The organism is Saccharopolyspora aridisoli (genome assembly GCF_004348445.1).
Lineage (GTDB): Bacteria > Actinomycetota > Actinomycetes > Mycobacteriales > Pseudonocardiaceae > Saccharopolyspora > Saccharopolyspora aridisoli.
In genome coordinates, this window is record NZ_SMKV01000002.1 from 224,798 (window position 1) to 248,408 (window position 23,611).

At 71.3% G+C, this 23,611-nt stretch carries 21 protein-coding genes; 7 read left to right on the forward strand and 14 right to left on the reverse strand.

Annotation, left to right across the window (positions count from 1 at the left end; translation table 11 throughout):
- The first annotated feature begins 101 nt into the window (after window positions 1-101).
- Window positions 102-2,813, forward strand: a complete 2,712-nt coding sequence (locus tag E1161_RS02495) for a lipase family protein (protein WP_132619092.1) — start codon at window positions 102-104, stop codon at window positions 2,811-2,813.
- A 161-nt stretch (window positions 2,814-2,974) separates the two neighbouring features.
- Here the strand turns inward: E1161_RS02495 and E1161_RS02500 are convergent, their stop codons facing one another.
- The 7 genes from E1161_RS02500 to E1161_RS02530 all read right to left on the reverse strand — a co-directional run bounded on the left by E1161_RS02500 (window position 2,975) and on the right by E1161_RS02530 (window position 10,174).
- Entirely contained in the window at window positions 2,975-4,486 is a 1,512-nt protein-coding gene (locus E1161_RS02500; protein ID WP_132619094.1) for an amino acid permease, read from the reverse strand.
- Window positions 4,487-4,622: 136 nt separating this feature from the next.
- Complete coding sequence (locus E1161_RS02505) at window positions 4,623-5,546, reverse strand: cation diffusion facilitator family transporter (protein ID WP_132619096.1); 924 nt, start codon at window positions 5,544-5,546, stop codon at window positions 4,623-4,625.
- Between the two features lie 77 nt (window positions 5,547-5,623).
- On the reverse strand, window positions 5,624-6,901 hold the full coding sequence (gene manA / locus E1161_RS02510) for a mannose-6-phosphate isomerase, class I (RefSeq protein WP_132619098.1): 1,278 nt from the start codon (window positions 6,899-6,901) through the stop codon (window positions 5,624-5,626).
- 98 nt (window positions 6,902-6,999) lie between these two features.
- A complete protein-coding gene (locus E1161_RS02515) occupies window positions 7,000-8,079 on the reverse strand; it encodes an SIS domain-containing protein (RefSeq protein WP_132619100.1) in 1,080 nt (359 codons plus the stop codon).
- A gap of 7 nt (window positions 8,080-8,086) precedes the next feature.
- Window positions 8,087-8,302: a Trm112 family protein gene (locus E1161_RS02520; RefSeq protein ID WP_165939659.1), complete on the reverse strand. Its 216-nt coding sequence runs from the start codon at window positions 8,300-8,302 to the stop codon at window positions 8,087-8,089.
- Between the two features lie 58 nt (window positions 8,303-8,360).
- Window positions 8,361-9,710, reverse strand: a complete 1,350-nt coding sequence (locus E1161_RS02525) for a phosphomannomutase/phosphoglucomutase (protein ID WP_132619102.1) — start codon at window positions 9,708-9,710, stop codon at window positions 8,361-8,363.
- Between the two features lie 104 nt (window positions 9,711-9,814).
- A complete protein-coding gene (locus tag E1161_RS02530) occupies window positions 9,815-10,174 on the reverse strand; it encodes a DUF3499 domain-containing protein (RefSeq protein ID WP_207920057.1) in 360 nt (119 codons plus the stop codon).
- Between the two features lie 206 nt (window positions 10,175-10,380).
- Here E1161_RS02530 and E1161_RS02535 point away from each other — a divergent pair, with 206 nt between their 5' ends.
- Window positions 10,381-10,854: a metallopeptidase family protein gene (locus E1161_RS02535; RefSeq protein WP_165939660.1), complete on the forward strand. Its 474-nt coding sequence runs from the start codon at window positions 10,381-10,383 to the stop codon at window positions 10,852-10,854.
- On the opposite strand, the gene E1161_RS02540 is transcribed toward E1161_RS02535, so the two are convergent.
- Together E1161_RS02540 and E1161_RS02545 are read right to left on the reverse strand one after the other, a co-directional pair.
- Window positions 10,838-12,865: a hypothetical protein gene (locus E1161_RS02540; RefSeq protein WP_132619104.1), complete on the reverse strand. Its 2,028-nt coding sequence runs from the start codon at window positions 12,863-12,865 to the stop codon at window positions 10,838-10,840. The genes E1161_RS02535 and E1161_RS02540 overlap by 17 nt on opposite strands.
- 183 nt (window positions 12,866-13,048) lie before the next feature.
- The gene (locus tag E1161_RS02545; RefSeq protein WP_145744635.1) at window positions 13,049-13,276 is read right to left on the reverse strand and encodes a WhiB family transcriptional regulator; all 228 of its coding nucleotides are present in this window, start codon (window positions 13,274-13,276) and stop codon (window positions 13,049-13,051) included.
- A gap of 598 nt (window positions 13,277-13,874) precedes the next feature.
- Here E1161_RS02545 and E1161_RS02550 point away from each other — a divergent pair.
- From E1161_RS02550 to E1161_RS02565, 4 genes are all read left to right on the forward strand, one after another.
- Entirely contained in the window at window positions 13,875-14,633 is a 759-nt protein-coding gene (locus E1161_RS02550) for a site-2 protease family protein (RefSeq protein ID WP_132619108.1), read from the forward strand.
- 66 nt (window positions 14,634-14,699) lie between these two features.
- Complete coding sequence (cofD, locus tag E1161_RS02555; RefSeq protein ID WP_132619110.1) at window positions 14,700-15,689, forward strand: 2-phospho-L-lactate transferase; 990 nt, start codon at window positions 14,700-14,702, stop codon at window positions 15,687-15,689.
- Window positions 15,686-17,035 (forward strand): coenzyme F420-0:L-glutamate ligase, encoded by a 1,350-nt coding sequence (locus E1161_RS02560; protein ID WP_132619112.1) that lies wholly within the window; start codon window positions 15,686-15,688, stop codon window positions 17,033-17,035. Before cofD ends, E1161_RS02560 begins: the two co-directional genes overlap by 4 nt.
- On the forward strand, window positions 17,032-17,565 hold the full coding sequence (locus tag E1161_RS02565; RefSeq protein WP_132619114.1) for an NUDIX hydrolase: 534 nt from the start codon (window positions 17,032-17,034) through the stop codon (window positions 17,563-17,565). The genes E1161_RS02560 and E1161_RS02565 overlap by 4 nt, the downstream gene beginning before the upstream one ends.
- A gap of 143 nt (window positions 17,566-17,708) precedes the next feature.
- Here E1161_RS02565 and E1161_RS02570 read toward each other — a convergent pair whose 3' ends face one another.
- The gene (locus E1161_RS02570; RefSeq protein ID WP_132619116.1) at window positions 17,709-18,617 is read right to left on the reverse strand and encodes a DNA-3-methyladenine glycosylase family protein; all 909 of its coding nucleotides are present in this window, start codon (window positions 18,615-18,617) and stop codon (window positions 17,709-17,711) included.
- Between the two features lie 5 nt (window positions 18,618-18,622).
- Window positions 18,623-19,723, reverse strand: coding sequence for a mannose-1-phosphate guanylyltransferase (gene manB / locus E1161_RS02575; protein ID WP_132619118.1), 1,101 nt, complete (start codon window positions 19,721-19,723; stop codon window positions 18,623-18,625).
- 184 nt (window positions 19,724-19,907) lie between these two features.
- Here manB and E1161_RS02580 point away from each other — a divergent pair, with 184 nt between their 5' ends.
- On the forward strand, window positions 19,908-20,276 hold the full coding sequence (locus E1161_RS02580; protein WP_132619120.1) for a hypothetical protein: 369 nt from the start codon (window positions 19,908-19,910) through the stop codon (window positions 20,274-20,276).
- Between the two features lie 4 nt (window positions 20,277-20,280).
- Here E1161_RS02580 and E1161_RS02585 read toward each other — a convergent pair whose 3' ends face one another.
- The 3 genes from E1161_RS02585 to E1161_RS02595 all read right to left on the reverse strand — a co-directional run bounded on the left by E1161_RS02585 (window position 20,281) and on the right by E1161_RS02595 (window position 23,565).
- Window positions 20,281-21,141 carry a glycosyltransferase family 2 protein gene (locus E1161_RS02585; protein WP_132619122.1) on the reverse strand — a complete coding sequence of 287 codons (861 nt, stop codon included), beginning with the start codon at window positions 21,139-21,141 and terminating at the stop codon, window positions 20,281-20,283.
- A 36-nt stretch (window positions 21,142-21,177) separates the two neighbouring features.
- Complete coding sequence (locus tag E1161_RS02590) at window positions 21,178-22,305, reverse strand: glycosyltransferase family 4 protein (RefSeq protein ID WP_165939663.1); 1,128 nt, start codon at window positions 22,303-22,305, stop codon at window positions 21,178-21,180.
- Between the two features lie 168 nt (window positions 22,306-22,473).
- Window positions 22,474-23,565: a glycosyltransferase family 4 protein gene (locus tag E1161_RS02595; protein ID WP_235874723.1), complete on the reverse strand. Its 1,092-nt coding sequence runs from the start codon at window positions 23,563-23,565 to the stop codon at window positions 22,474-22,476.
- Between the last annotated feature and the right edge of the window lie 46 nt (window positions 23,566-23,611).

Sequence of the window (23,611 nt, forward strand, 5' to 3'; positions counted from 1 at the left end):
CCGGGACGATCACAATCATGATCGTAGAGGTCGCCATGTGTGCATCCACGATGGAGAATCACCTCGGCGTTCGATGATCACGACCTGCTCGGGAGGATCCTGTGCAAGTACCCGGGCCCGACACCCGCGTCGTTGAGCTGCGCGTGCACGGAATTCTCGGCACCACCGGCGACGAGCTGACCGATTCGGTGGCGTCGGTGGACGTGGCCGGCGACGGGGTGGGTCGCATCATGCGGCCGGCCGACCGGCTGCGCCGCCCCGTTCCGGGTCCGATGCTCAACGCCGGCGACCGCTCGGTGCCCCGGATCGTCGAGGGCTACGTGTGGGGCGCGATGACCTCCGGTGGTCTGGCGAAGGCGACCTGGGCCCTGCTGTTCCCGTTCGCGCTGGCCAACATGGCGCACTGGATGTTGCCGCCGACTCGCACCGCGAACCCGGTGAGCCGGATGCTGGGCTCGGTGTTGCGCGGGCTGCTGCGGCTGTCCGCGCTGCTGCTGACGATGCTGCTGGTCGCGCAGCTGACCGTGATCACCCTGGACCTGGTGGCGGCGCAGTGCCTCGCACCCGGCGCTCAGTGCATGGGTTCCGTGCCGGACGCGCTGCGCGGTGTCGACGTGCTGCGGTCGGCCGTGCTGCTGGTGCCGGTGGCTCTGGTGGTGCTGCTCATGCACCGGCTGTCCACCGTGTCCTGGCGGGTGTCCGCGCCCAAGAAGGACAGCCCGCAGCACTCCGCGCTGGCGCCCATGCTGCCGGGCGAGAACGTGGTGTCCGATCCGGACACCCCGGCCCTGCGGGCGCTGCACGTGATGGCCGCTCTGTCCACTGTGGCGCTCGTTGCGCTGGGCGGACCGCTGTCGCCGAGTATCGATCCGCGCTGGCTGGTCGCCGCCGCGCTGCTGGCCCTCTCCGTCGTGGGCACCGCCGGGCTGGACGATCCGGCCGGGATGCGGGAGACCAGCATGGTCTTCCGGGCGCTGCTGGGGCGGCGGACGCGGCAGGTGCTGATGTCGGTCGGCGGCGTGCTGTTCGCTTCCGTCGCACTGCTCCCGGGTGAGCTCAGGGGTCCCCTGCCCGGTTCGGGTTCGACGATCGACACGATCACCGCGCTGCTGGTGCTGACATGCGTTGCGGTCGCCGTGCTGCTGGTTCCGGCGTCGCTGCTGGCGCGGCCCGAGTGGAAGTCCTCGCCGAAGCAGCTGCGGCCGTGGGCGGGCGGGTGGATGAGCGCGCCGGTGCTGATGCTGGCGGCGATGCTCGGCAACGGGTTCGGCGCGGGCTTGGCGCTCAGCGTCCGGGAAACGCTGAGCGTGCCGCAGTCGCCCGGGGCCGCACCGCTGCTGCTGCCCGCCGCGTTCGACGACGTGACGTTCTTCTGGGGCAGCGCCGTGGTGCTGCTGGTCGCGTCGCTGCTGCTGGCGCTGCCGTGGCTGCTGGTCCGCCGGTTCCGGCGCAGCGAGGACGGCGACCCCATCCCGGACGAGGTCGCGCTGCTGCACGCGGGCCGCAAGGAGGACCAGCGCAAGGCCGCCAGCGCCTGGAAGCTCGCCGATGTGCAGCGCCGGTACTCGCACCAGCTCTTCCTGGTGATCGCCGGGGTCTTGACGGTCAGCACCGCGGCGAGCCTGGCGGCCCGGTTCGCCGGGATGGCCAGCGTCGGCTGGTTGAGCGCGATCGGCGTGGTGACGCTGGCGGGTCTGGCGGTCGGGTTGCTGCGCACGGTGTTCCTGGCGGCGACGAAGCGGGACACCGCGCGCGTGCTGGGCGTGCTGGGCGACCTGGCGCTGTTCTGGCCGCGCGAGGCGCACCCGGTGGTGCCGCCGTGCTACGCGCTGAAGGTGATCCCCGAGCTGGCCGACCGGGCCGCCGAGCACCTGGCCGATCCGGACACGCGCGTGGTGCTGGTCGGGCACAGCCAGGGCAGCCTGCTCGCCGCCGTCGCAGCCGCGCGGCTGCTCGAGAAGCTGCCGGAGCAGGACCGCGAGCGAGTCGGTCTGGTGACGGCCGGGTCGCAGTTGCAGTGGGCCTATCCGCGCGCCTTCCCGGGTGTGGTGCCGCATTCGGCGCTGCGGGACCTGGCGGGTTCGATGGGCGACCGGTGGCGGTCGCTGTGCCGCGGCACCGACCCGCTGGGCGGCGCTGTGACCACCTGGAACCGGCAGGTCTACAACGGGATGCTGATCGGCGTCGGCCTTCGCGGCGACGGCACCGAGGGGCCTCTGCCCGCGGCGACGCGCGGGCCGACCGGTGCGCTGGTGCTCGGCGGCGATCACTGGTTGCCGGACCCGCAGCGGGGCCCGTTCTCCTGCCGCCGTTGGGTTCCCGGCGTGCTGGGGCATTCCGATTACCGCGGCGATCCGGAGTGGGATCGCGCCGTGGCGATGGCCGCGGGCCTGGAGCGGCCGGTTCGCGGTGCCGCGCTGCCGCTGTCGACGCCCGAGGCCCAGCAGATCCCGTCCGCTCCGGTTCCGCACGCCTTCGGCGCATCGCTGTCCCCGCAGGGTGACGACGGCGGATCGATCACCGATCCGGTCGAGGACCTGCCCCGGCGCACTCCGGGTGAGACGGCGGAGGCCGCCAGGACCAAGCGCTCCAAGCCGGTCATCCCGTTCCGCGAGAGGTCGGAGACCGAGGTCCCGGAGCAGCAGTCCCACGAGGAGCCGGCCCCGGAGCCCGCCGAGGACGTCCCGGAGCCGCCCGCGCAGCAGGGCTCCGAGGCACGCTCGGAACCTTCGGTCCTCCCGGAGATCACCGAGCCCCGGGGTCGCATCGCGCCCTGGGAGCGCGGCGCCTCCCTCCGCTCCACCGACAGCTGACACCCCGGCGCGGTCACGCCCGGAGGCATGGTCGCCGGGAGCTGCCGGATCGCTCCACCGGTAGGACCGCAGCTCCGGTGTCCCTGGGCTGAGACCGATGCGCGGGAACGCAGCAGCGGCGCCATCCCTGAGGATGACGCCGCTGTCTGGTGTTGCTCGGGCTAGCTGGTGACGGAGCCGCCGTTGGCGACGTCGCCCTCCTTGCCCAGGCGCGAGTGCGACCGGCCGTAGAGGAAGTAGATCACCACACCGGCGATCATCCAGATCAGGAACCGGACCCAGGTCAGGGCGGTCAGGTTCAGCATCAGCCACAGGCAGGACAGGATCGCCAGGATCGGCACGAGCGGCACCAGCGGGGCGCGGAAGCCGCGCGGCAGGTCCGGACGGGTCCGCCGGAGCACGATCACACCCAGCGAGACCAGGATGAACGCGAACAGCGTGCCGACGTTGACCATCTCCTCCAGCTTGTCCGCCGGGAAGAAGGCCGCCGCCAGGACGACCACGACGCCGACCAGGACCGTCGCGCGCACCGGGGTTCCGGCGGTGGAGGTCTTGGCCAAGCTCTTCGGCATCAGGCCGTCACGGGACATCGCGAACAGCACGCGGGTCTGGCCCAGCAGCAGCACCATGACCACAGTGGTCAGACCGGCCAGCGCGCCGAAGGAGATGATCGCCGCCGCCCAGGTCACGCCGTGCTGCGCGAACGCGGTGGCCAGCGTCGCCCGGGTGCCGTCCTCAGTGGTCGCCAGGTCGGTGTAGGGCACCATGCCGGTGACGACCAGCGCGACCGCGACGTAGAGGACCGTGACGATCGCGAGGCTGCCCAGGATGCCGCGCGGGGCGTTCTTCTGGGGATTCTTGGTCTCCTCCGCGGTGGTCGCGACGATGTCGAAACCGATGAACGCGAAGAACACCAGCGAGGCACCGGCCAGCAGGCCGAACATGCCGTAGGTGCTGGTCTGACCGCCGAGCATCAGCGACAGCAGGGACTGCTCGATCGCCGGGCTGTCCTCAGTGGCCTGCTCGGCCGGCGGGATGAACGGCGTGTAGTTGTCGGCGTTGATGTAGGCGAGGCCGACCACGATCACCAGCAGCACGACGGCCACCTTGACGATGGTGATGACCAACGACACCCGCGCGGAGAGCTTCGTGCCGACCGCCAGCAGCGTGGACAGCACCGCGACCAGCAGCAGCGCGCCCCAGTCGAACTGGAGCGGCCCGAGCGGCAGCGAGGTGGGCACGCTGAGCCCGATCAACTGCAGGACCTCTTCGAGGTACACCGACCAGCCCTTGGAGACGGCCGCGGCGGCGACCGCGAACTCCAGGATCAGGTCCCAGCCGATGATCCAGGCGATGAACTCGCCGAAGGTCGCGTAGGAGTAGGTGTAGGCACTACCGGCGACCGGCACCGTCGAGGCGAACTCGGCGTAGCACAGCGCGGCGAGCCCGCAGGCGATCGCGGAGAGCACGAAGGCCAGCGACACCGAAGGGCCGGAGACGTCACCCGCCGTACGTGCCGCGAGCGTGAAGATGCCGGCACCGATCACGACCGATACGCCGAAGACGATCAGGTCCCACGTGCCCAGGTTCTTGCGTAGTTTTGTGTCCGGCTCGTCGGTGTCGAGAATGGATTGCTCTACCGACTTGGTTCGCCACAGCCCAGTGCCTGGCACTGTCGCCTCCTCATCAAGTCCCAAGTGTCGCGGGGTGGAACGCACCCTAACGTGCTCGTGTCGCTCCAGGTAACGGTCGACTAGTGTTCGCCACAGTTTTCGTTAACCCGTTGTGATGACAAGACGGTGTCTTGTGTCAGGCCGTGGCCGTCCGGCCACGGTCGAGGTCCGGTTCCAGGTAGATCAGACGAGCGGCCGGAACGCTCGCTCGAATTCGCTTCTCCGCACCATCGATCTCGGCGGCCACTTCCGCAACCGAGAGGGACTCGGTGAAGGAGATCTTCGCGGCGATCAGCAGCTCGTCGGGCCCGAGGTACTGGGTGCGGATGTGGATGACGCGCTCCACCCGCTCGGACTCCAACTGGCCGACGATCTCGTCGAGCACGTCGCGGTTCGCGCCCTCGCCGATGAGCAGGCTCTTGGTCTCCACGATCAGCACCACCGCGATCACCCCGAGCAGCACACCGATGCACACGGTGCCGATGCCGTCGAAGATCGCGTTGCCGGTCAGCACCGTCAGGCCGACACCGCCGAGCGCCAGCACCAGGCCGACCAGCGCGCCGAGGTCCTCCAGCAGCACCACCGGGAGCTCGGGGGTCTTGGACTGGCGGATGAACTGCCACCAGCTCAACTCACCCTTGACCGCGCGCGATTCCTTGATGGCCGTGCGGAAGCTGTAGGTCTCCAGGCCGATCGCGATCACCAGGATGAGCACCGCCACCCACGCCGATTCCAGCGGCTCCGGGTGCTCGATCTTGTGGCTGCCCTCGTAGAGCGCGAACACCGAACCCAGCGTGAACAGCATCAGCGCCACGACGAACGAGTAGAAGTACCGGTCCCGGCCGTAGCCGAACGGGTGCTCCTCGGTGGCCTTGCGCCGCGAGGTCCTCTGACCGAGCAGCAGCAGCCCCTGGTTCGAGGTGTCAGCGAGCGAGTGCACCGACTCCGCCAGCATCGACGACGAACCGGTGAACAGGAATCCACCGAACTTGGCCACCGCGATTCCCGCGTTGGCCACCAATGCGGCGAGGATGGCCTTGGTCCCGCCCCCTGCTGACACGATCTCCTCCTTGCGATCCGGCTGCGATGTCGGGAGGAATCTACCGGGTGTCCGGCTTGATCAGGGGCGGAGTGGACCTAACCGTTGTGCGAGATCGCTCTCGAGAAGGACCCGGCCGCAGCTCGGAAGACCTGGGCCTGCCCGTCCGGATCCAATTCGGCCGGACGGACTTCCACCGCCGGGTCGCTGGCGGCGAGCCACACCGAGTGGCCCCGGTGCAGGACCAGTTCGCGCGGCAGCGATCCGTTGCCCGGGTGACCGCTGATCAGGCGGACGCTTCCCTTGGTGCACAGCAGTATCTGCGGACCGGGCGAATCCAGGTGGACGGTTCCGGACTCGGCCGGGGTCCAGTCCAACCGGGACAGCTCGAACTCGTCGGCCGGGGTGCGGTAGGCCGTCAGGTTGGCGTCCAGCGACTCGCCCTTGAGAACCCGCATGTCCCCGCACGAGAAGTCCAGGACCTTCAGCAGTTCCGGCACGTCCACGTGCTTGGGCGTCAGGCCGCAGCGCAGGATGTTGTCCGAGTTGGCGAGGATCTCGATGCCGGTGCCGTGCAGGTAGGCGTGCAGGTTGCCTGCGGGGAGGAAGATCGCTTCGCCTGGCTGCAGCACGAGCCGGTTCAGCAGCAGGCTCGCCAGCACTCCCGCGTCGTGCGGGTACTCCTCGCCCAGCTCCAGCACCGTGCGGCACTCCAGGGCGAACTCGCCGCGCTCCCTGACGTGCGCGACGCAGGCGTCCAGCAGCTCCGGCAGCACGTCCCGCAGGTAGTGCTCCGGCAGCGTGATCCAGGTCGTGAACAGCGCCCGCAGACCGCTGGCGTCCGGTTGTGCGGCCAGCAACTCGCGGTGCGCGCGCAGGCTGGGCACGTCCAGCGCGTCGAGCAGCCGAACGGTGCGCTGCGCCTCGCGGAACCCGGCGAGCGCGTGGAACTCGGTGAGCGCGCAGATCAGCTCGGGCTTGGCCGTCGGGTCCGGGTAGTTGCGGTTGGGCGCGTTGCGCGCGATCCCGGCCCGCTCCTCCCGGGAGAAGCCTTCGGCGGCCTGTTCGGCGGAGGGGTGGGCCTGCAGGCTCAGCGGCTCGTCGGCCGCGAGGACCTTCAGCAGGAACGGCAGTCTGCCGCCCCAGCGGCGCACGCACTCGTCGCCCAGGTGGTGCGCAGGTTCGGAGTCCAGCAGCGACAGCAGCGATACCTCGTCCCCGCCGGGCCGCAGCACCCGCGACGGGTCACCGGGGTGAGCGCCCATCCACAGCTCGGCTTCCGGGTGCGGGGTGGGGACGGGCCGACCGAGCAGATCCGCAATAGCGGTGCGCGAGCCCCAGGCGTAGGGGCGCACCGCGTTTCGCAGTAGCTCCACAGTCGTTCTCGCTTCCTCGTTCTCGCGCTTGCTCGTCCGGCCGAGCACACCTCGCCGGGCGGGCGTGCGGCATCGGAGGGTTCTCGGTGCGGCTCGCCTCAGCTCATGGCCAGGGCCGGCCAGCCCGGGCCGTTGAGGGTGCCCGCGGCCAAGCCGAGGTACACGGCGGCCAGGTCGAACCGGGCGGCCAGGACCGCCGCGCGCAGGAGCGGGTCAGCGCGCACCGTGTCCCCCGGTACGACCACGTCGGCACCGGGCAGGTCCCGCGCAGCGGACCGTTCGAACACCTCCCCCTGGTCGTTGTGGTGCGTGCTGATCAGGAAGGCCCTCAGCTGCGCCCCCGGCTCGTCCTCGGGGTCGGCGAAGATGTCGGCCTTGGAGCCGGCGGAAGCGGCGGCGTGGTGGAGCGCGCGCTGCACGACCGCGTGCGGGTACTCGGCGACGTGGGCGGGAACGCCCGCGTGCGCGCCGAGCGCGAACGCACCGTGACCAGCCACGGCGGCAGCGATGGGGCCCAGGCCCCACAGCAGCGGGGTGCGGTCGGCCATCCGCAGCGCCAGCGACTTGGCCGGGTTGCTCAGCGACTCGTGACCGGGGTGGGCGCGCTCGGCTTCCCGGTCCAGCTCTTCGGCGAGCTCCTCGGTGTCGAAGTCCAGCAGGCCCAGGGCTCGGAAGGTGCTGATCCCGGACGCGAAGATGTAGGCGAACGCGAGCGCGGGCGGCACCGGTACGCGCGGCACCAGGACCTTCGCGCGGCCCGCTCCAGCGGCGGCGACCGGACCTTCGGAGGGCACCGCGAGCACGACGCTGGCGGTGCGGCGGCAGGCGGTTGCCACGGATTCGGCGAGCGCGACGTCACCGACGTCGTCGGTGTGGGCGAACACGACGTCCAGCGCACCCACCCAGGACGGCAGCTCGTCGGAGATCACGACCGGGACCGGGCAGCGGGCACCGGTCAGCGCGACCAGCAGGTCCGCCACGATCGTGGACACGCCGGGCCTGGTCAGCAGCACGACCGCGCGTGGGCGGCCGTCGGCCAGGTCATCGAGGCCGACTTCGGCCGCGGTTTCGGCGGTGGCGCGCACCTGCGCACCGGAGAGCGCGGCCAGCCTCAGCAAGCCGCCGGAATCGACGTCGGCCAGCCTGGCCGGGTCGTCGAGGAGACTGTCGTCCAGCACCGGCGCTTCACCCCTCCCCGGCGCCGCCGGGAGACCCGCCCCCGACGGCTTCTTCCAGCAACAGCACCGGAATGCCGTCCCGCACCGGGAAACCGCGGCCGCAGGAAGCGCAGGTCAGGTAGTCGGCCTGCGCGTCGTCGGCCAAGCCGGGCCGCAGCGCGCCGTGCTGCTCGCACGGGCAGGCCAGGATCTCCAGCAACTGCGCTTCCAGGTCAACGGCCACGTCTTCCTCCCCAACTCGCGCGCTTCGGCGAGTGTCGCCCATCAGTGTCGACGCCGGTTCATCCGCGGATGACCGCGAGCACCTCGTCGCGCAGCGCGGTCATGACCTCAGTGTCCCTCGCCTCGACGTTGAGCCGGAGCAGCGGTTCGGTGTTGGACGGGCGCAGGTTGAACCACGATCCGTCCGACAGCTCCACGGTAAGCCCGTCGAGCTCGTCTACAGAAGCGCCATTCCGGTCACCGAAGGTGTCGGCGACGGCGCGCATGCGGGCCTGCTGGTCGTCGACCGTGGAATTGATCTCGCCGCTGGCCTCGTAGCGGGAGTAGTCGGCCATCAGTTCCGACAGCGGCGCGTCCTGGCCCCCGAGGGCGGCCAGCACGTGCAGTGCGGCCAGCATCCCGGAGTCGGCGCGCCAGAAGTCGCGGAAGTAGTAGTGCGCCGAGTGCTCGCCGCCGAAGATGGCCCCGGTCTCGGCCATCGTCTGCTTGATGAACGAGTGGCCGACGCGGGTGCGCACCGGCTTGCCGCCGAGCTCGGAGACGATCTCCGGCACGGCCTTGGAGGTGATCAGGTTGTGGATGATCGTCCCGCCGGGCTCCTTGGCCAGCTCGCGGGCGGCGACCAGCGCGGTGATCGCGCTCGGGGTCACCGGTTGGGCGCGCTCATCGACCACGAAGCAGCGGTCGGCGTCGCCGTCGAAGGCCAGGCCGGCGTCCGCTCCGACCTCGCGGACCTTGGCCTGCAGGTCGACGATGTTGGCCGGGTCCAGCGGGTTGGCCTCGTGGTTCGGGAAGGAGCCGTCGAGCTCGAAGTACATCGGCACGAGTTCGACCGGCAGGTCGGCGAACACGGTGGGCACGGTGTGCCCGCCCATGCCGTTCCCCGCATCGACGACGATCTTGAGCGGACGGATGCCGCGCAGCTTCACCAGGTCGAGCAGGTAGGCCGAGTAGTCGACGACCATGTCGCGCTCGCTGGTCGACCCCTTGGCACCGAGGAACTCCGGCACGCCATGACCGACCAGTTCGCGGATCTCGGACAGGCCGCTGTCCTGGCCGACGGGCGTTGCGCCCGCGCGGCAGAGCTTGATGCCGTTGTACTGGGCCGGGTTGTGGCTGGCGGTGAACATCGCGCCCGGCAGCTCCAACTTGCCGGAGGCGAAGTAGAGCATGTCGGTGCTGGCCAGCCCGATGTTGATGACGTCGACGCCCTGGCCGGTGACGCCATCGGCGAACGCCTGCGCCAATCCGGGCGAGGAGTCCCGCATGTCATGACCGATCACCACGGCCGGTCCGCCGACCAGTCTGGTGAACGCCGCTCCGATCTCCCGCACGACGTCGGCATCAATGCCTTCACCGACCACTCCGCGGATGTCGTAAGCCTTGACGATCCCCGACAGGTCCCGCACGCTGCATCCTCCCCGGTTCCCAACCAACGTGGTTGGCAGCCTACCGGCGATCGGCATGTCGTTGGCAGCATCCGGTTTGACCAGAGCTGTTCGTCACGATCTGTTCACTCGTCCACGGGGTCGGGCAGCGCCCGCAGGTGCGCGCGACGACCGCCCCCCGGGGCGCTGACCTGCGGCTCCACCGGCCTGTCCGGTCTGCCCGCTTCGCGCACGGCCTCGGCCAGCGCGGTCAGGTCGTCATCCGACGGGGTCGGTGGCGCGAACTCGCCTTCGTGCCGGACGACCTCCCAGCCGTTGGGAACGGTGAGCCGCAGCGCGTGCGCCTCGCAGAGGTCGTAGCTGTGGGGTTCGGCATAGGTGGCCAGCGGTCCGACGACCGCGGTCGAGTCCGCATAGGCATAAGTGAGCGTGGCGACGGCCGGGTTGACACACCCGGTCCGCGAGCACCGCCTCACGCTCCGCACGCCACGCACGATAGCGCCTCCTGTCCACCTCGCGGCGCAGGCACGCGGAATCTCCCTCACGAGCCACGCCGAACACCAGTTTCCACCCTGCCTGCCGCCGAGTTGTCGGGGTGTCTGCTCACGGCGAACAGGCAGTCGCGATCACCACCGGAAATCCCCCGCGCCGGTTGTCCCGGCAAGGGTCGCCGAGGGCGTACCCTCAGCCCGTGGTGACCGCACGTGGATCTCGGCGTCGAACCCGCTACCGGCGGGATCGGCGCGGCCGTGGCCTGCGCGGACCGCTGTACCCCTCCTCGGTCCCGGTCTCGCGCAGCCGTTCGCAGCGCTTCGACGCGCTGGTGCTGGAAGCGCTGGAACCCATCGAGCAGCGCTGGCACGCCGAACTGACCCAGCTCGATGTGGCAGTCGACGAGGTACCGGAGATCAACAACACCGCTCCGGAGAAGGTGACCTGGGGCGATGACGTCGTCGTCGACGCCAACGTCCCGCTCGCCCGGCTCGTCCCGGCCGGCGTGGACAAACGTGGCCTGCCCACGCGCGCCCGCATCGTGCTCTACCGCAGGCCGCTGGAAGCCCGCGCTCGCGACGGCACGGACATGGCCGACCTGCTGCACGACGTCCTCGTCGAGCAGGTCGCGACCTACCTGGGACTGGACCCGGACGTCATCGAGGGGCAGTGACGCCCCGGCGGTGCCGCCCGGGGATCGCCGCGATCACCGTGAACAGGACCACCGCAGCCTGCACCACCAGCAACGTGGTTCGCGGGAGCTCGGTGTAGCCCACCTGGACCTCGGCCGCCTGCTGCGGCAGCGGCACGGCGACCTGGTGACCCCACGCCGTGGCCAGCGGGACGCGCTTGCCGTTGACGGTGGCGTACCAGCCGGGCTCGTTCTCGGCACCGAGCACCAGCGCGCGTCCGGTCCCGCCTTCGGAGATCCGCACCGTGAACGACGGCAGCTCGGCGCCGACCGGCAGCGGACGCGCTTCCGGGGCCGGGCCGGGTTCGGTCTGGGCCTGCCTGGACAGGTCGGGGCCGACGAGCTTCACCGGGGTCGCGGGCAGCAGCAGCCGCAGCTCGCGGCCGGGACCGGTGAGGCGCCCGTCGTCGACGACCATGTCGTAGGCGAGCTCGGGCAGCCGCGAGTTCGCCGGGACGATCACGTGGTCGGCGCCGCGGGCGCCGACCGCGGCCAGCGCGCGGCGCACACGTGCGCTGTCGTCGCTCCGCAGGTCCTCGTCCACCTGGCGCAGCCAGTCGGCGGCGGTGCCCGCCGGAGCGAGGTCGTCGTCGCCGAAGCGCGGACCGCTGCCGGTGATCAGCCGCGCGGGCTGCGGTCCCGGGTCCAGCACCAACCGGCTTCCGGTCGCGGGAGCGGCCTGGTGGACCTGCAGCGGCCCCGAAGCGCCGCCCGTCGCCGACGCTGCCCCCAGCGCGAGCAGCCCCACCACCAGCACCGGCGCGGCGATCTTCCGACTCAGCGCGGGCATCTTCGCGACCAGCACGATCCAGGCGCACCCGGCGGCGACCAGCACCAGCGGACCGCCCGTCCAGCCGGGGCTCGCGACGCCGCCGGTCAGCGGCTCGGTCGACACCGTGCCGATGACGACGGCCGCCAGCCAGCCGAGCAGCGCGACTCCCGCACCGGCCAGCATCCGGGCGTCCCAGCAGATCGCCAGCGCCAGGATCGCGGCCAGCACCAGCAGCACGCCGAACGCGCCCACCGCCGAGCCGTCCGGGCTGAGCGCGGCCAGCAGCACCGACGCGGGCTGTTCGACGACGCGGGCGCCGAGCCCGTGCACCAGCACCTCGGGGTGGCTGAGCAGCAGCACCGGCCACGGCAGCAGGCAGGCCACCGACAGCAGCACCAGCGCGACGAGTCCGGCAGCTCGCCGGCGTCCGCGCAGGCCGTTGCCGGTAACGAGCACGTGAGCGAGCAGCGCGAGCACGATCAGCGACAGGTGCACAGCCGGCGCGAAGGCGCCGAGGACGGCAAGGCCGAACGCGGTGAGGCAGGCGGTGCCGAGCCACTGGCCGTCAGAGCGGTGGATGACCGCGGCGATCCCGGCAAGCAGGGGCGGGACCAGCACGTGCGCGACGACGACGTCGAGCCGTCCCTGCCCGGCCGAGATCGCGGCGACCGGCAGCAGCGCGTAGGCGCAGGCGACGAGGGCGCGGCGCAGCGGGGAGGCGTTAATAGCGCGGGTGGCGAGGTAGGCGCTCAGCCCGGCGAGCGGCACGCCGAAGAGCATCAGCGCGGTGACCACGACCGACGGTCCACCTAGGACGGAGCCGAGCAGCGCCAGCACGACCAGCGAGGGCGACGCGGGCGACCCGGTGCCACCGCCGACGGCGTGCCACGCGCTGAGGTAGTCGCTCCAGGTGGTGGCCAGATCAGCGGTCGGCAACAGCCGGCCGCCGGCCAGCGTCCCACCTAACCGATCCGTGACCAGCGCGTTGACGAGCGCGAGAACGACGAGGACGGCGGTCATCGCGGTTCCGGGCGACCGCAGCGCCGACAGCGCCCGCTCACGCGGTGAGCGGCGGACCGACTCCGGTGTTCCCGCGGTGGCCGGGGCGTCCGTGGACTCGCGTGGTGACGGCGTCGGCTCCCCGGCCTGGTCGCTTCGCTCGAAGACGAAGCGGCGCAACAATTTCAGGCCCTGCGACCGCGACTTCGACGGCTCGTCCACCCGCGCTGGTCCTCCCGCTCGTCCGAACCACTACGGCCCGAACCGTAATGCACGCGGAACGTCCAGCGGACTGGGTGTGACGACCTCTCGTGCCGTGCGTACCGGACGCGAGCGGCACAGCCACGGGCGTGAAGACCACCTCCGCAGCTCGCGCCGCTGCGGGACGAGCGCGGAAACAGCCGGTCAGACCGCGCGGCGCTTGAGCTTGCGGCGCTCGCGTTCTGACAAGCCGCCCCAGATGCCGAAGCGCTCGTCGTGCTGCAGCGCGTATTCCAGGCATTCGGAGCGGACCTCGCAGCCGGCGCAGATGCGCTTGGCCTCGCGAGTGGATCCGCCCTTCTCCGGGAAGAACGCTTCTGGATCGGTTTGCGCGCACAGCGCGCGCTCCTGCCACTCCTGCTCTTCTTCCATCTCGAAGAGTTCGGCGAGCGCGTCGAACTCCGCAACCGTGGCGGTGGCGGTGGTATCCCCGCGCTCCACGAGACGGCTATCTCCTGATTCCCACATGACTCCCCCGATTTCTCCCCGTTATCCCGCCGGCCCTCCCCAGGACCGGAACAGGACGCACTCCTGCTCGCAGGTTTTCGGTCCCGCTGCCGGGACCGGAACGCATCGACGGCGATGCCGTCGCCGACCGCCCACACCGCCGTCCTCTCACTGCCGGCGACGTGCCGATCGACCTCGTGCCAGACCGGGTTCTCCCGCTCCCGGACGACTGCCGAAACGACCACCGCGCCGCAGCGAGGCGTTCGGTTTCACCAGCGAATGACACTGCTGTGATTACACCCGTGTAGCTCCTTGCGGTCAAGCCGGGACCATCCGTAGGGGGACAACCGGATCTGCGGATCCCCAGGTCCAGCCGACCCAACCGAACCCGCGCGTTCAGCACAGGGCCGGTGGTCCGCACGGCGCAATCGCGCTGCGCCAAGATCACTAATACCAGCCCTGGTCGATCACCGCCGTCCGAATCCGATCAACACGCGCATGGCGAGTCGTGGAGACTTGGAGCGTGACCACCTCCGCCGCGCGGGTCAGCCCGCTGTTCCTCGGCATCGTCGCCGTCACGGCGCTCGGCGGTGTCCTGACGACGTTCACCAACACCACCGCTCTGACCAGTGGCGTGATCCTGCTGGTACTCGGCGGCTGGGCGGTCTCGCTGTGCCTGCACGAGTTCGGGCACGCGGCAACCGCCTACCGCGGTGGTGATCGGTCGGTGCGCTCGAAGGGCTACCTGACGCTGGACCCGCGCCGCTACACCGATCCAGTGCTGAGCATCATCCTGCCGTTGATCTTCGTGGCCATCGGCGGCATCCCGCTCCCCGGCGGCGCGGTGTGGATCGACCACGGCGCTCTGCGGGGCCGCAGGGTCGAGTCGATGGTTTCGCTCGCGGGACCACTGACGAACCTGGTGCTGGGTTTGATCCTGACGACGATCATCGCTCTGGTCCCGATGCCGATCGGCCTGACGGCCGCACTGTCCTACCTGGCCTTCCTGCAGGTGATCGCGTTCGTGCTCAACATCCTGCCCGTTCCCGGCCTCGACGGGTACGGCGCGATCGAGCCGTGGCTGTCGGCGCCGGCGCGGCAGTTCGGCGAGAAGGCCCGCCCGTGGGCTCCGCTGGTGCTGTTCCTGCTGTTGATCGGCGTTCCGCTGGTGGGCAGCTGGTTCTTCGAGCTCGCCTACTTCGTGTTCGACCTGGTCGGCGGCGACTCCGCGATGACCTCTCTGGGGCAGACCTTCTTCCGGAGCATCTTCGGCGGCCTCTGAGTCCACTGACCGGGAACGCCCGGGTTCACAGACCTCGCCGGGGGTGGGCGTGCGAGGATCGGTGGTGTGAAGGTCGTAGTTCTGGTCGGCGGCGTCGGTGGCGCCCGTTTCCTGCTCGGGGTCAAGGCGGCGCTCGGGCTGCCCGCCATCGGCGAAGCGGGGAGTTCCGAGCACGAGATCACTGCGGTGGTCAACGTGGGCGACGACGTGTGGATGCACGGGTTGCGGGTCTGCCCCGACCTCGACACCTGCATGTACACGCTCGCCGACGGCATCGACACCACCAAGGGGTGGGGCCGGGTCGACGAGACCTGGTCGGTCAAGGAGGAGCTCGCCGCCTACGGCGCGGAGCCGACCTGGTTCGGCCTCGGCGACCGCGACATCGCCACCCACCTCGTGCGGTCCCGGATGCTGCGTGCGGGCTACTCGCTGTCGGCGGTGACCGAGGCGCTGTCCGACCGGTGGCGCCCGGGCGTGCGGCTGCTGCCGGTCACCGACGACAGAGTCGAGACCCACGTGGCGATCGACGACCCGGACACCGGCGAGAGCCGGGCGGTGCACTTCCAGGAGTGGTGGGTGCGCTACCGCGCGGAGCCGGAGGCGCACGCGATCGTGCCGGTCGGCGCCGACGAGGCGAAGCCGACCCCCGAGGTGTTGGACGCGATCGCGCAGGCCGACGTGGTGCTGCTGGCCCCGTCGAACCCGGTTGTGAGCATTGGAACGCTGCTGGCGGTGCCCGGTTTCGGCAACGCGCTGCGCGAGACGGAGGCCGCCGTGGTGGGCCTGTCGCCGATCATCGGCGGCAAGCCGCTGCGCGGGATGGCCGACGCGTGCCTGAGCGCGGTCGGCGTGGAGACCTCAGCGGAGGCCGTCGGCCGCCACTACGGCGCGCGCGGACACGCCGGGGGAATCCTGGACGGTTGGTTGGTGCACAGCGACGACACCGCTGACGTGCCCGGTGTGGAGGTGCGCTCGGTGCCGCTGCTGATGTCCGATGTGGACGCCACGGCCGCGATGGCGCAGGCCGCGCTCGACCTCGCTTCGGAGCGGACATGACACCCCGGGACCACGCGGCGACCGGTGGTGTGCAGCTGCTCGCGGTGACGGGGTTGCCGGAATTCGTCGAGGGGGACGATCTGGCGGCGTCGATCTCGGCCGCTGCTCCCTGGTTGAGCGACGGTGACGTGCTCGTCGTCACCAGCAAGGTCGTGTCGAAGGTCGAGGGCCGAATGGTCACCGCGCCCGAGGATCCCGAGGAGCGCGACGCGCTGCGGCGCGAGCTGGTGCTGTCGGAGGCCACGTCGGTGCTGGCCCGCAAGGGCCGGACGCTGATCACGCAGAACAAGCTCGGCATCGTACAGGCCGCGTCCGGTGTGGACGCCTCGAACGTCGCGCAGGACCAGATCGCGCTGCTCCCGGAAGACCCGGACGCCTCCGCCCGCCGGTTGCGGGACGGGATCGCCGCGCGGCTGGGCGTGCAGGTCGCCGTGGTGGTGACCGACACGATGGGCCGGGCTTGGCGGGTCGGGCAGACCGACGCGGCCATCGGCTCCGCCGGGCTGGCAGTGCTGCACCGATACGCGGGCAGCTCGGACGCGCAGGGCAACGAACTGGCCGTCACCGAGGTCGCGATCGCAGACGAGATCGCCGGTGCGGCGGATCTGGTCAAGGGCAAGCTCGGCGGCATCCCGGTCGCCGTGGTGCGCGGGCTGACCACCGTGGACGACGGCTCGGAAGCCCGGGACCTCGCCCGGCCGGTCGAGGAGGACCTGTTCCACCTCGGAACGGCAGAGGCGATCGCACGGGGACGACGGGAAGCGGTGCTGGTGCGCCGCTCGGTGCGCGAGTTCGCCGACACCCCGGTGGAGGAGGAATCGCTGCGGCGCGCGGTCGGCGCGGCGCTGACCGCTCCCGCTCCGCACCACACGCGCCCGGTGCGGTTCGTGTGGCTGCGCGATCGTCCGCTGCGGGTCAAGCTGCTCGACGCGATGCGCACCGCGTGGTTGGAGGACCTGCGCGGCGACGGCTTGTCCGAGCAGGCCGCCCAGCGCCGCGTCAACCGCGGGAACCTGCTCTACGCGGCGCCGGAAGTGGTGCTGCCGTTCCTGGTGCACGACGGTGCGCACGCCTACCCGGACGCGGCGCGCTCGGACGCCGAACGGCAGATGTTCACCGTCGCGGGCGGTGCCGCGGTGCAGGGGCTCCTGGTGTCGCTCGCCGCCGAGGAGCTCGGCTCGTGCTGGGTCTCCTCGACGATGTTCTGCGCCGACGTGGTCCGCGAGGCCCTGGACCTGCCGGTGGGCTGGGAGCCCCTCGGCGCCGTCGCGGTCGGCCACCCGGCGACTCCGGTCGAGGGCCCGCGACCGCCGCGCGACCTCGACGGCGGACTGGTGGAGCTGTGAGCGGGCCGCACGCGGACGCGACGCGGGTGCTGGGCGACTGGCGCCCCGTCGACCCGCAGCAGGAGGCCCTGCGCCAGGCGTTCCTCACGCTGCTCGACGCCCGCGGGGACGCCTGCCTGCGCGCCTGCGAACCCGGCCACGTCACGGCCTCGGCGGTGCTGCTGGACTCGGCGGGGGACAACGTGCTGCTCACCCTGCACCCGCGCGTGGGCCGGTGGCTGCAGCTGGGCGGGCACTGCGAGCCGGAGGACGACACGCTCGCCGGTGCGGCGCTGCGCGAGGCCACCGAGGAGTCCGGGATGACCGGCCTGGTGGTCGACCCGGAGCCGGTGCACCTCGACATCCACCCGATCACCTGCTCGCTCGGCAAGCCGACCCGGCACTTCGACGTCCGCTACATCGTTCGCGCCCCGGACGGCGCCGAACCCACCCGCAGCGATGAGTCCCTCGACCTGCGCTGGTGGCCCCTGGCGACCCCGCCGGAGAACACCGACCTCGGCCCGCTGCTCACCGCGGCGATGGCAGGCTGACTCCGCTTCGAACGCTCGCGAGGCCAGGTCGAGTCACTGCCGCTCCGCTTCGCGGCCCGGTGAGCGACTCCCCTGCCCCTTCGGGCACGTTGCGATCGTCAGAACAGCCAGGACTTCACCGCAGTGGCATGTTGCAGTCACGGCTAGAACGCCCGGTAATCGCGCACCGGGAAGCGGGGGGCGTAGCGGGGGCGGTTGACGCCTGCCGCGGCGAGGTAGCGGACGGCCCTGTGGCGGTGGCCTTCGTAGGGGCTGAGCACGCGGAGCATTCCCTCGTCGTCGAGGGGCCGGCCGACCAGGGCGGTGCCGACGATCGTGGGCAGGTGGAAGTCGCCGACGCTGACCGCGTCGGGGTCGCCCCAGGCGCGCTGCGCGACCTCGGCCGCCGTCCAGGGTCCGATGCCGGGGATCTTCTGCAGGAGGTTCCGGCCCGGCTCACCGCGGAGGACCACGGCCTTCTCCAGGCTGCGCGCCGATGAGGCCGCGGCGAGCAGGGTGCGGCGACGGGCTCCGTCGATGCCCGCGCGATGCCACTCCCAATCCCGGATCTCGCGGACCTGCCGCGGATCGGGCACCGTCCACAGCTCCTCCACCGGCCCGGGGGCGGGGTGGCCGAAGCGGCGGCACAGCTCCCGCCACGAGCGCCACGCCTCCCGGTTGGTGACCTTCTGCTCCAGGATCGCGGCGACGAGGACGTCCCACACCCTTCCTGACGAGCACAGCCGCATCCCCGAGGCCGCCCGCACGCCTCGGGTGACGACGTCGTGGGCAGGTGAGAACCCGCTGTCGTCGTCGGAGGCGCCCAGCAGGTCGGGGACTCCCTCCAGCACCGCTTCGGCTCCCGGGCCCCACGCGGATGCGCGGATGGTTCCCTTGCTCGCACGACGCAGCCGCAGCGTCGCGGGGCCGTCGGCGGTGGTGCTGGCCCACCACAGCTCGCCCGGCTCGACTCGGGTCGTCGGGTCACCGCTGCCGCGCCGCAGCGGCGACAGGACGCGGACCAGGTCCAGCGGGTAGTCGTGGTGCCAGTCACGGGTGAGGGGTTCGTTCATATCGCTCAATCCGCCGAGAACCGTACTCCGTTCGGCGGGAGCTCGACGCCCGGCCAGACCCGGATCCCGGCCAGCAGCTCGCAGTCGGCACCGACCGTCGCGCCGTCACCGATCACCACGTCGCGCAGCACGGCCCCGGCGCCCACCCGAGCACCGGCTCCCACCACGCAGCGCTCCACGACCGCGCCGTCCTCGACCACCACGCCCTCGAAGAGCACCGAGGCGCTGACGTGGGCATGGGAACCTACCTCGCAGTTCTCCCCCACGGTGCTTCCCGCGTCGACGACCGCGTCCTCGGCGACCTCCGCGCCGGCGAGCACCAGCGCCTGCCCGGTCGGGCCGGGCAGCGCGTCGGACGGGGCGTTGCCCAGGACGAGGTCCGCGCTGCCGCGCACGAACGCGGCAGGGGTTCCCATGTCCAGCCAGTACGACGCATCGACGTAGCCCTGCACACGGGCTCCCGAGGCGAGCAGTTCGGGGAAGGTCTCGCGCTCGACCGACACCGGTCTGCCGGTGGGGATGCCTTCGATCACCTCTCTTCGGAAGACGTAGCAACCCGCGTTGATCTGGTCGACCGGCGGGTTCTCGGTCTTCTCCAGGAAGTCGGTGACCCGCCCGTCGGCGTTGGTGGGCACGCAGCCGAAGCGGCGCGGATCGTCGACCTTCACCAGGTGCAGGGTGACGTCGGCGGCCGTGTCGCGGTGCGTGTCGAGCAGCTCGGCGAGGTCGACGCCGGAGAGGATGTCGCCGTTGAACACCAGCACGTCGTCGGCGGTCAGCCGGTCGGCGACGTTGCGGATCGCGCCCGCGGTGTCCAGCGGCTCGGACTCCACCACGTACTCGACGTGCAGGCCGAGGTCGGAGCCATCACCGAAGTGCTCCTCGAAGACCTCCGCCTTGTAGGACGTGCCGAGGACCACGTGCTCGATGCCGATCGCGCGGATCCGGGACAGCAGGTGGCGCAGGAACGGCACCCCGGCGGTCGGCAACATCGGCTTCGGTGCGGACAAGGTCAAAGGCCGGAGCCGGACCCCCCGACCGCCCACCAGCACGACCGCTTCCGCCTTCGGACGCGGTTCGGCCGGGGTCTGCGCATCCGCGGACATCGGCGTCGTCCTCCTCTACCTGACCTAGATCAATGACGAAAACCCATTGGGGGGAATACTCTGGCAGTGGCAACGGCATAATGACACTGGGCCCGTGCCCGATGGCCGTGCCCGGTTCAACGCCACACCTGGTTCGTTGCCAGGTTCGGCACCACCGACTGCGAACGACTGAGAGGGCATCCACATGGACCCGCGCCTCCGAGCCGACGAAGCACTTGCTCGCGCGCGGGCACGCGGCGCGTTCGTCGTCACACCGGACAACGCCACGTCACCGATGGACGCGGCGAACACCGTGCGGATTCCGCGCGACATCGTCAACAGCGCGGGCGCCGACACCGACACGAACATGCTGCCCGCCGCAGGTCAGCAGATGCAGGCGCAGCAGCAACCGCAGTTCCCGACCGTCGACCCGCACACCGGGTGGCCGACCGAGGACTACGGGCAGCCGCAGCACGGCATGCCGCCCAACCCGTACCAGTCGCAGCGCGGCCCGAACGAGTTCGGACCGCTCGGGTCGTCGCAGCCGACGCAGCAGTACCCGCAGCAGTACTAGACGATCAGCGCGCCTGGATCTTGGCGCGCGCGGTCAGGCCGAGCTTCAGCGCGAGGCGCAGCGGCGCCCACTTCAGGCCCTGGTACCGGTCGGCGAGGTAGCGGTAGGCGGAGCGGTGGTGCTCGGTGAGCATCCTCTTGGACACCTGCGAGGTCGAGGCGCCACCGATGTGCATGATCTCTGCGCTCGGCACGTAGACGTTGAGCCAGCCGGCCTTGCCCAGCCGGTCGCCGAGGTCGACGTCCTCGAAGTACATGAAGTAGCGCGGGTCGAACCCGTCGATGGAGTCGAACGCCTCGCGCCGCATCAGCAAGCAAGATCCCGACAGCCATCCGGCGGTGCGTTCACCACTCCTGGAGTCCGACTGGCGGTAAGCGCGCGACCAGGGGTTCCCCGGCCAGACCTTGACGAACAGCGCGTGCCCGACACCGCGCCCGATCGACGGCAGCAGCCGTGCGGAGGGGTAGACCTGCCCGGTGGGCTCGGTGATCAGCGGGCCGAAAGCGCCACCGCGCGGCCAGCGCCCGGCCGCCGCGATCAGCTCGTCGAGGGACCCCGCGCCCCACTCCAGGTCGGGATTTGCGATGACCACCCAGCCGTACTCCGGACCGAGCGCGGCGACTCCGCGGTTGGCTCCCCCGCCGTATCCGAGGTTGCCGCCGGTCGGCACGAAGTCGACGTTCGCGTGCTGCTGCGCTGCCTGCTGCGGTGCGCCGTCCTTCGAACCGTTGTCGGCGAGGATCACGCGGACCGGGCGCTCGGTGGCCTTGTCCAGGGTGTCGATGAAGCGCTGCAACGTTTCGCCGGGCGAGTAGGTCACGGTGACGACGGCGAGTTCGTCGCCGTAGGTGCGCGCGTTGGTCACGTCGTCACATTCTGCTGCAACGCGGTCGCCAACGGATCAGCGGGTGCTGGCGTGGTGGGCGCGCGCGTACGCCTCGCGGTGCTGGGTCGCGCAGGCGCCCCAGGTGAACTCCTTGGCCCGCAGTTGCGCGGCAGCGACCAGGGCCGAGCGGCGAGCCGGGTCGTCGAGGAGTTCGCGCAGGCCGGCGGCGATGTCGGTGGGCCGGACGCCGCAGTAGGCGACTGCGTCACCGCCGACCTCCGGCAGGCTCAGCCTGCGGGTGGTCAGCACCGGTGCCCCGCAGGCCATCGCCTCCAGGACCGGCAGGCCGAAGCCCTCACCGAGGCTCGGGTAGGCGACCAACCGCGCGCCGCCGAGGAATCCGGCGAGCTCGCCGAACGGCAAGTACCCGGCCCTGATCACCCGGATCCGATGCGGCACCGATTCCAGCGCCCGCTCGACCTTGGTGTCCCACCCGGGCTGCCCGGCGAGCACCAGCGCGGGAGCCTCGTCGCGGCGTCCCTGGCAGGCCTGCGTGAAGGCCCGGATGAGCGCGGGAACGTTCTTGCGCGGTTCGAGGGCACCGAGGAACGCGACGTAGGGCTGGTCGAAGAGGTTCAAGCGGTCGCGCACGACCTCGACCTCCTCGGGCGTCGGCGGGTGGAACCGGTCCGGGTCGACGCCGTGGTAGCTCACCGCCATGCGGTTGCGGTCCGCCCCGACGGTGCGCGCCAGCTCTGTCGCGGTGGCCTGGCTGGGCACCACGCAGACCTCGGCGCGGCGCAGCGCGGCTCTCGTCCACGCTCGGAAGAAGCGGGCCTTGACCGGCGAGTGCACGCGGCGGTTGGTGAAGAACGTGGCGTCGTGCAGGGTCACCACCGACGCGGCGGGGTTGGCCAGCGGCGTCGTGTAGTGCGGCGAGTGCAGCACGTCGACACCGAGCTTGTTGACCAGCACCGGCAGCGTCGTCTGCTCCCACGTCAACCGCGCCGTCCGGGTCGCGACCGCCTCGGCGGCCGGGATGGTCCTCGAGTTCGGCGCGAGGGTCGCGTAGAGCGCGGCGTCGCGCGGCTGGCACACCACGGTGACCCGCGCGCCGTCCGCATCCAGGGCGGCGAGCAGGGAATCGACGTACCGTCCGACGCCGCCTCGGTCCGCGGGGACCGCGGTGGCGTCGATCAGGATGTGCGGTTCACCTCTGTGCACCAGAAAAGAGTACGGCGAAGGTTCACGGCTTCGTGCCAAGTACGTGAAAAACGTGGGAGCGAGGGCCAACCGCTGTGAGCGAGGGAACCTCTCGGTCACCGTTCCCCGGCTCGCGAGCGTCGGTCCGGGCGTGAGGAGGGGAACCTTTCAGCCACCGACGAGGTCGCGGTGCAGTTCCCAGATGTCGAGGGCTGCTCGTTCCCAGGTGAACTCGGCCGCCCTGCGCCGCCCGGCTGCGGCGAGGTCCGCCCTGAGCTGCGGGTCGTCGGCGATGCGGCGCAGCGCGGCCGCCATCGCGCACGGGTCGGCTCGGGGAACTTCCACCCCCGCACCGCCGGCGACCTCCGACAGGGCTGGGGCGTCGGAGTGGACGACCGGGAGGCCGAGCGCCATCGCTTCGACCAGCGGCAGGCCGAAGCCCTCGGCGAGGCTCGGCGCGACCAGGGCCGTGGCGCCGCGCAGCAGCGAGGAGAGCTCGGCGTCGGTGATGTCGGTGAGCACCCGCAGGCGGCGATACCCGGCGTCGGCCGCGAGCTCGGGCAGGTCGAGGTCTCCCCAGCCGGGGCGGCCGACGATCAGCAGAGGGATGTCGGGAGCGTTCGGTTCGGCGAGAGCCCTGATGAGGTGCTGGTAGCCCTTGCGCGGCTCGATGGTGCCGATCGCCAGCAGGTACTCCGCCGGCGGATCGAGACGGGTGGCGGGTGCCGGTTCGGCCAGCAGAGCGGGGGACACCCCCTCAGCGACCACCTGTGGCTCCGAGGTGAGCGGAACTCGACCCGCCAGATCTTGCGCGATCGCGCGGGTGGGCACCACCAGGGCGTCCGCGTGACCGGTGGCTCTGGTGATCATGCGCCGGTGCCAGGCGACTCCGCGCGGGGTGAGGGTTTCCGGGTGGGTCCAGGCGACGGTGTCGTGCACGGTGACGACCAGGCCGCGCCCGCGTCGGCGGGGCGGGGCGAGCGGCGTCATCGCGTGCACGGTGTCGCCGCCCGGCCAGAGCGGCAGACCGCGCTCCCACGCGGCGATCAGCGCACGTCGCGGCAGCGGCAGCACGCGGGGTCCCGCGACGCCGGGGACGCGGGCCTCCTCGGGGTCGCCGGTGCGGCTGATCGCGCTGGTCACCGTCCAGCCGTCGGGTGTGGTGGCGGCGAGAGCGCGCAGCAGTTCCCGGGTGTAGCGGCCGGTGCCGCCGGGGACCGGGGCCAGCAGCTGCTCGGCGATGGCAACCAGCTCGGGCACGCGCTCAGCTTCGCACGCGCTGGGAACCCGCCGATGCGTGACGCTA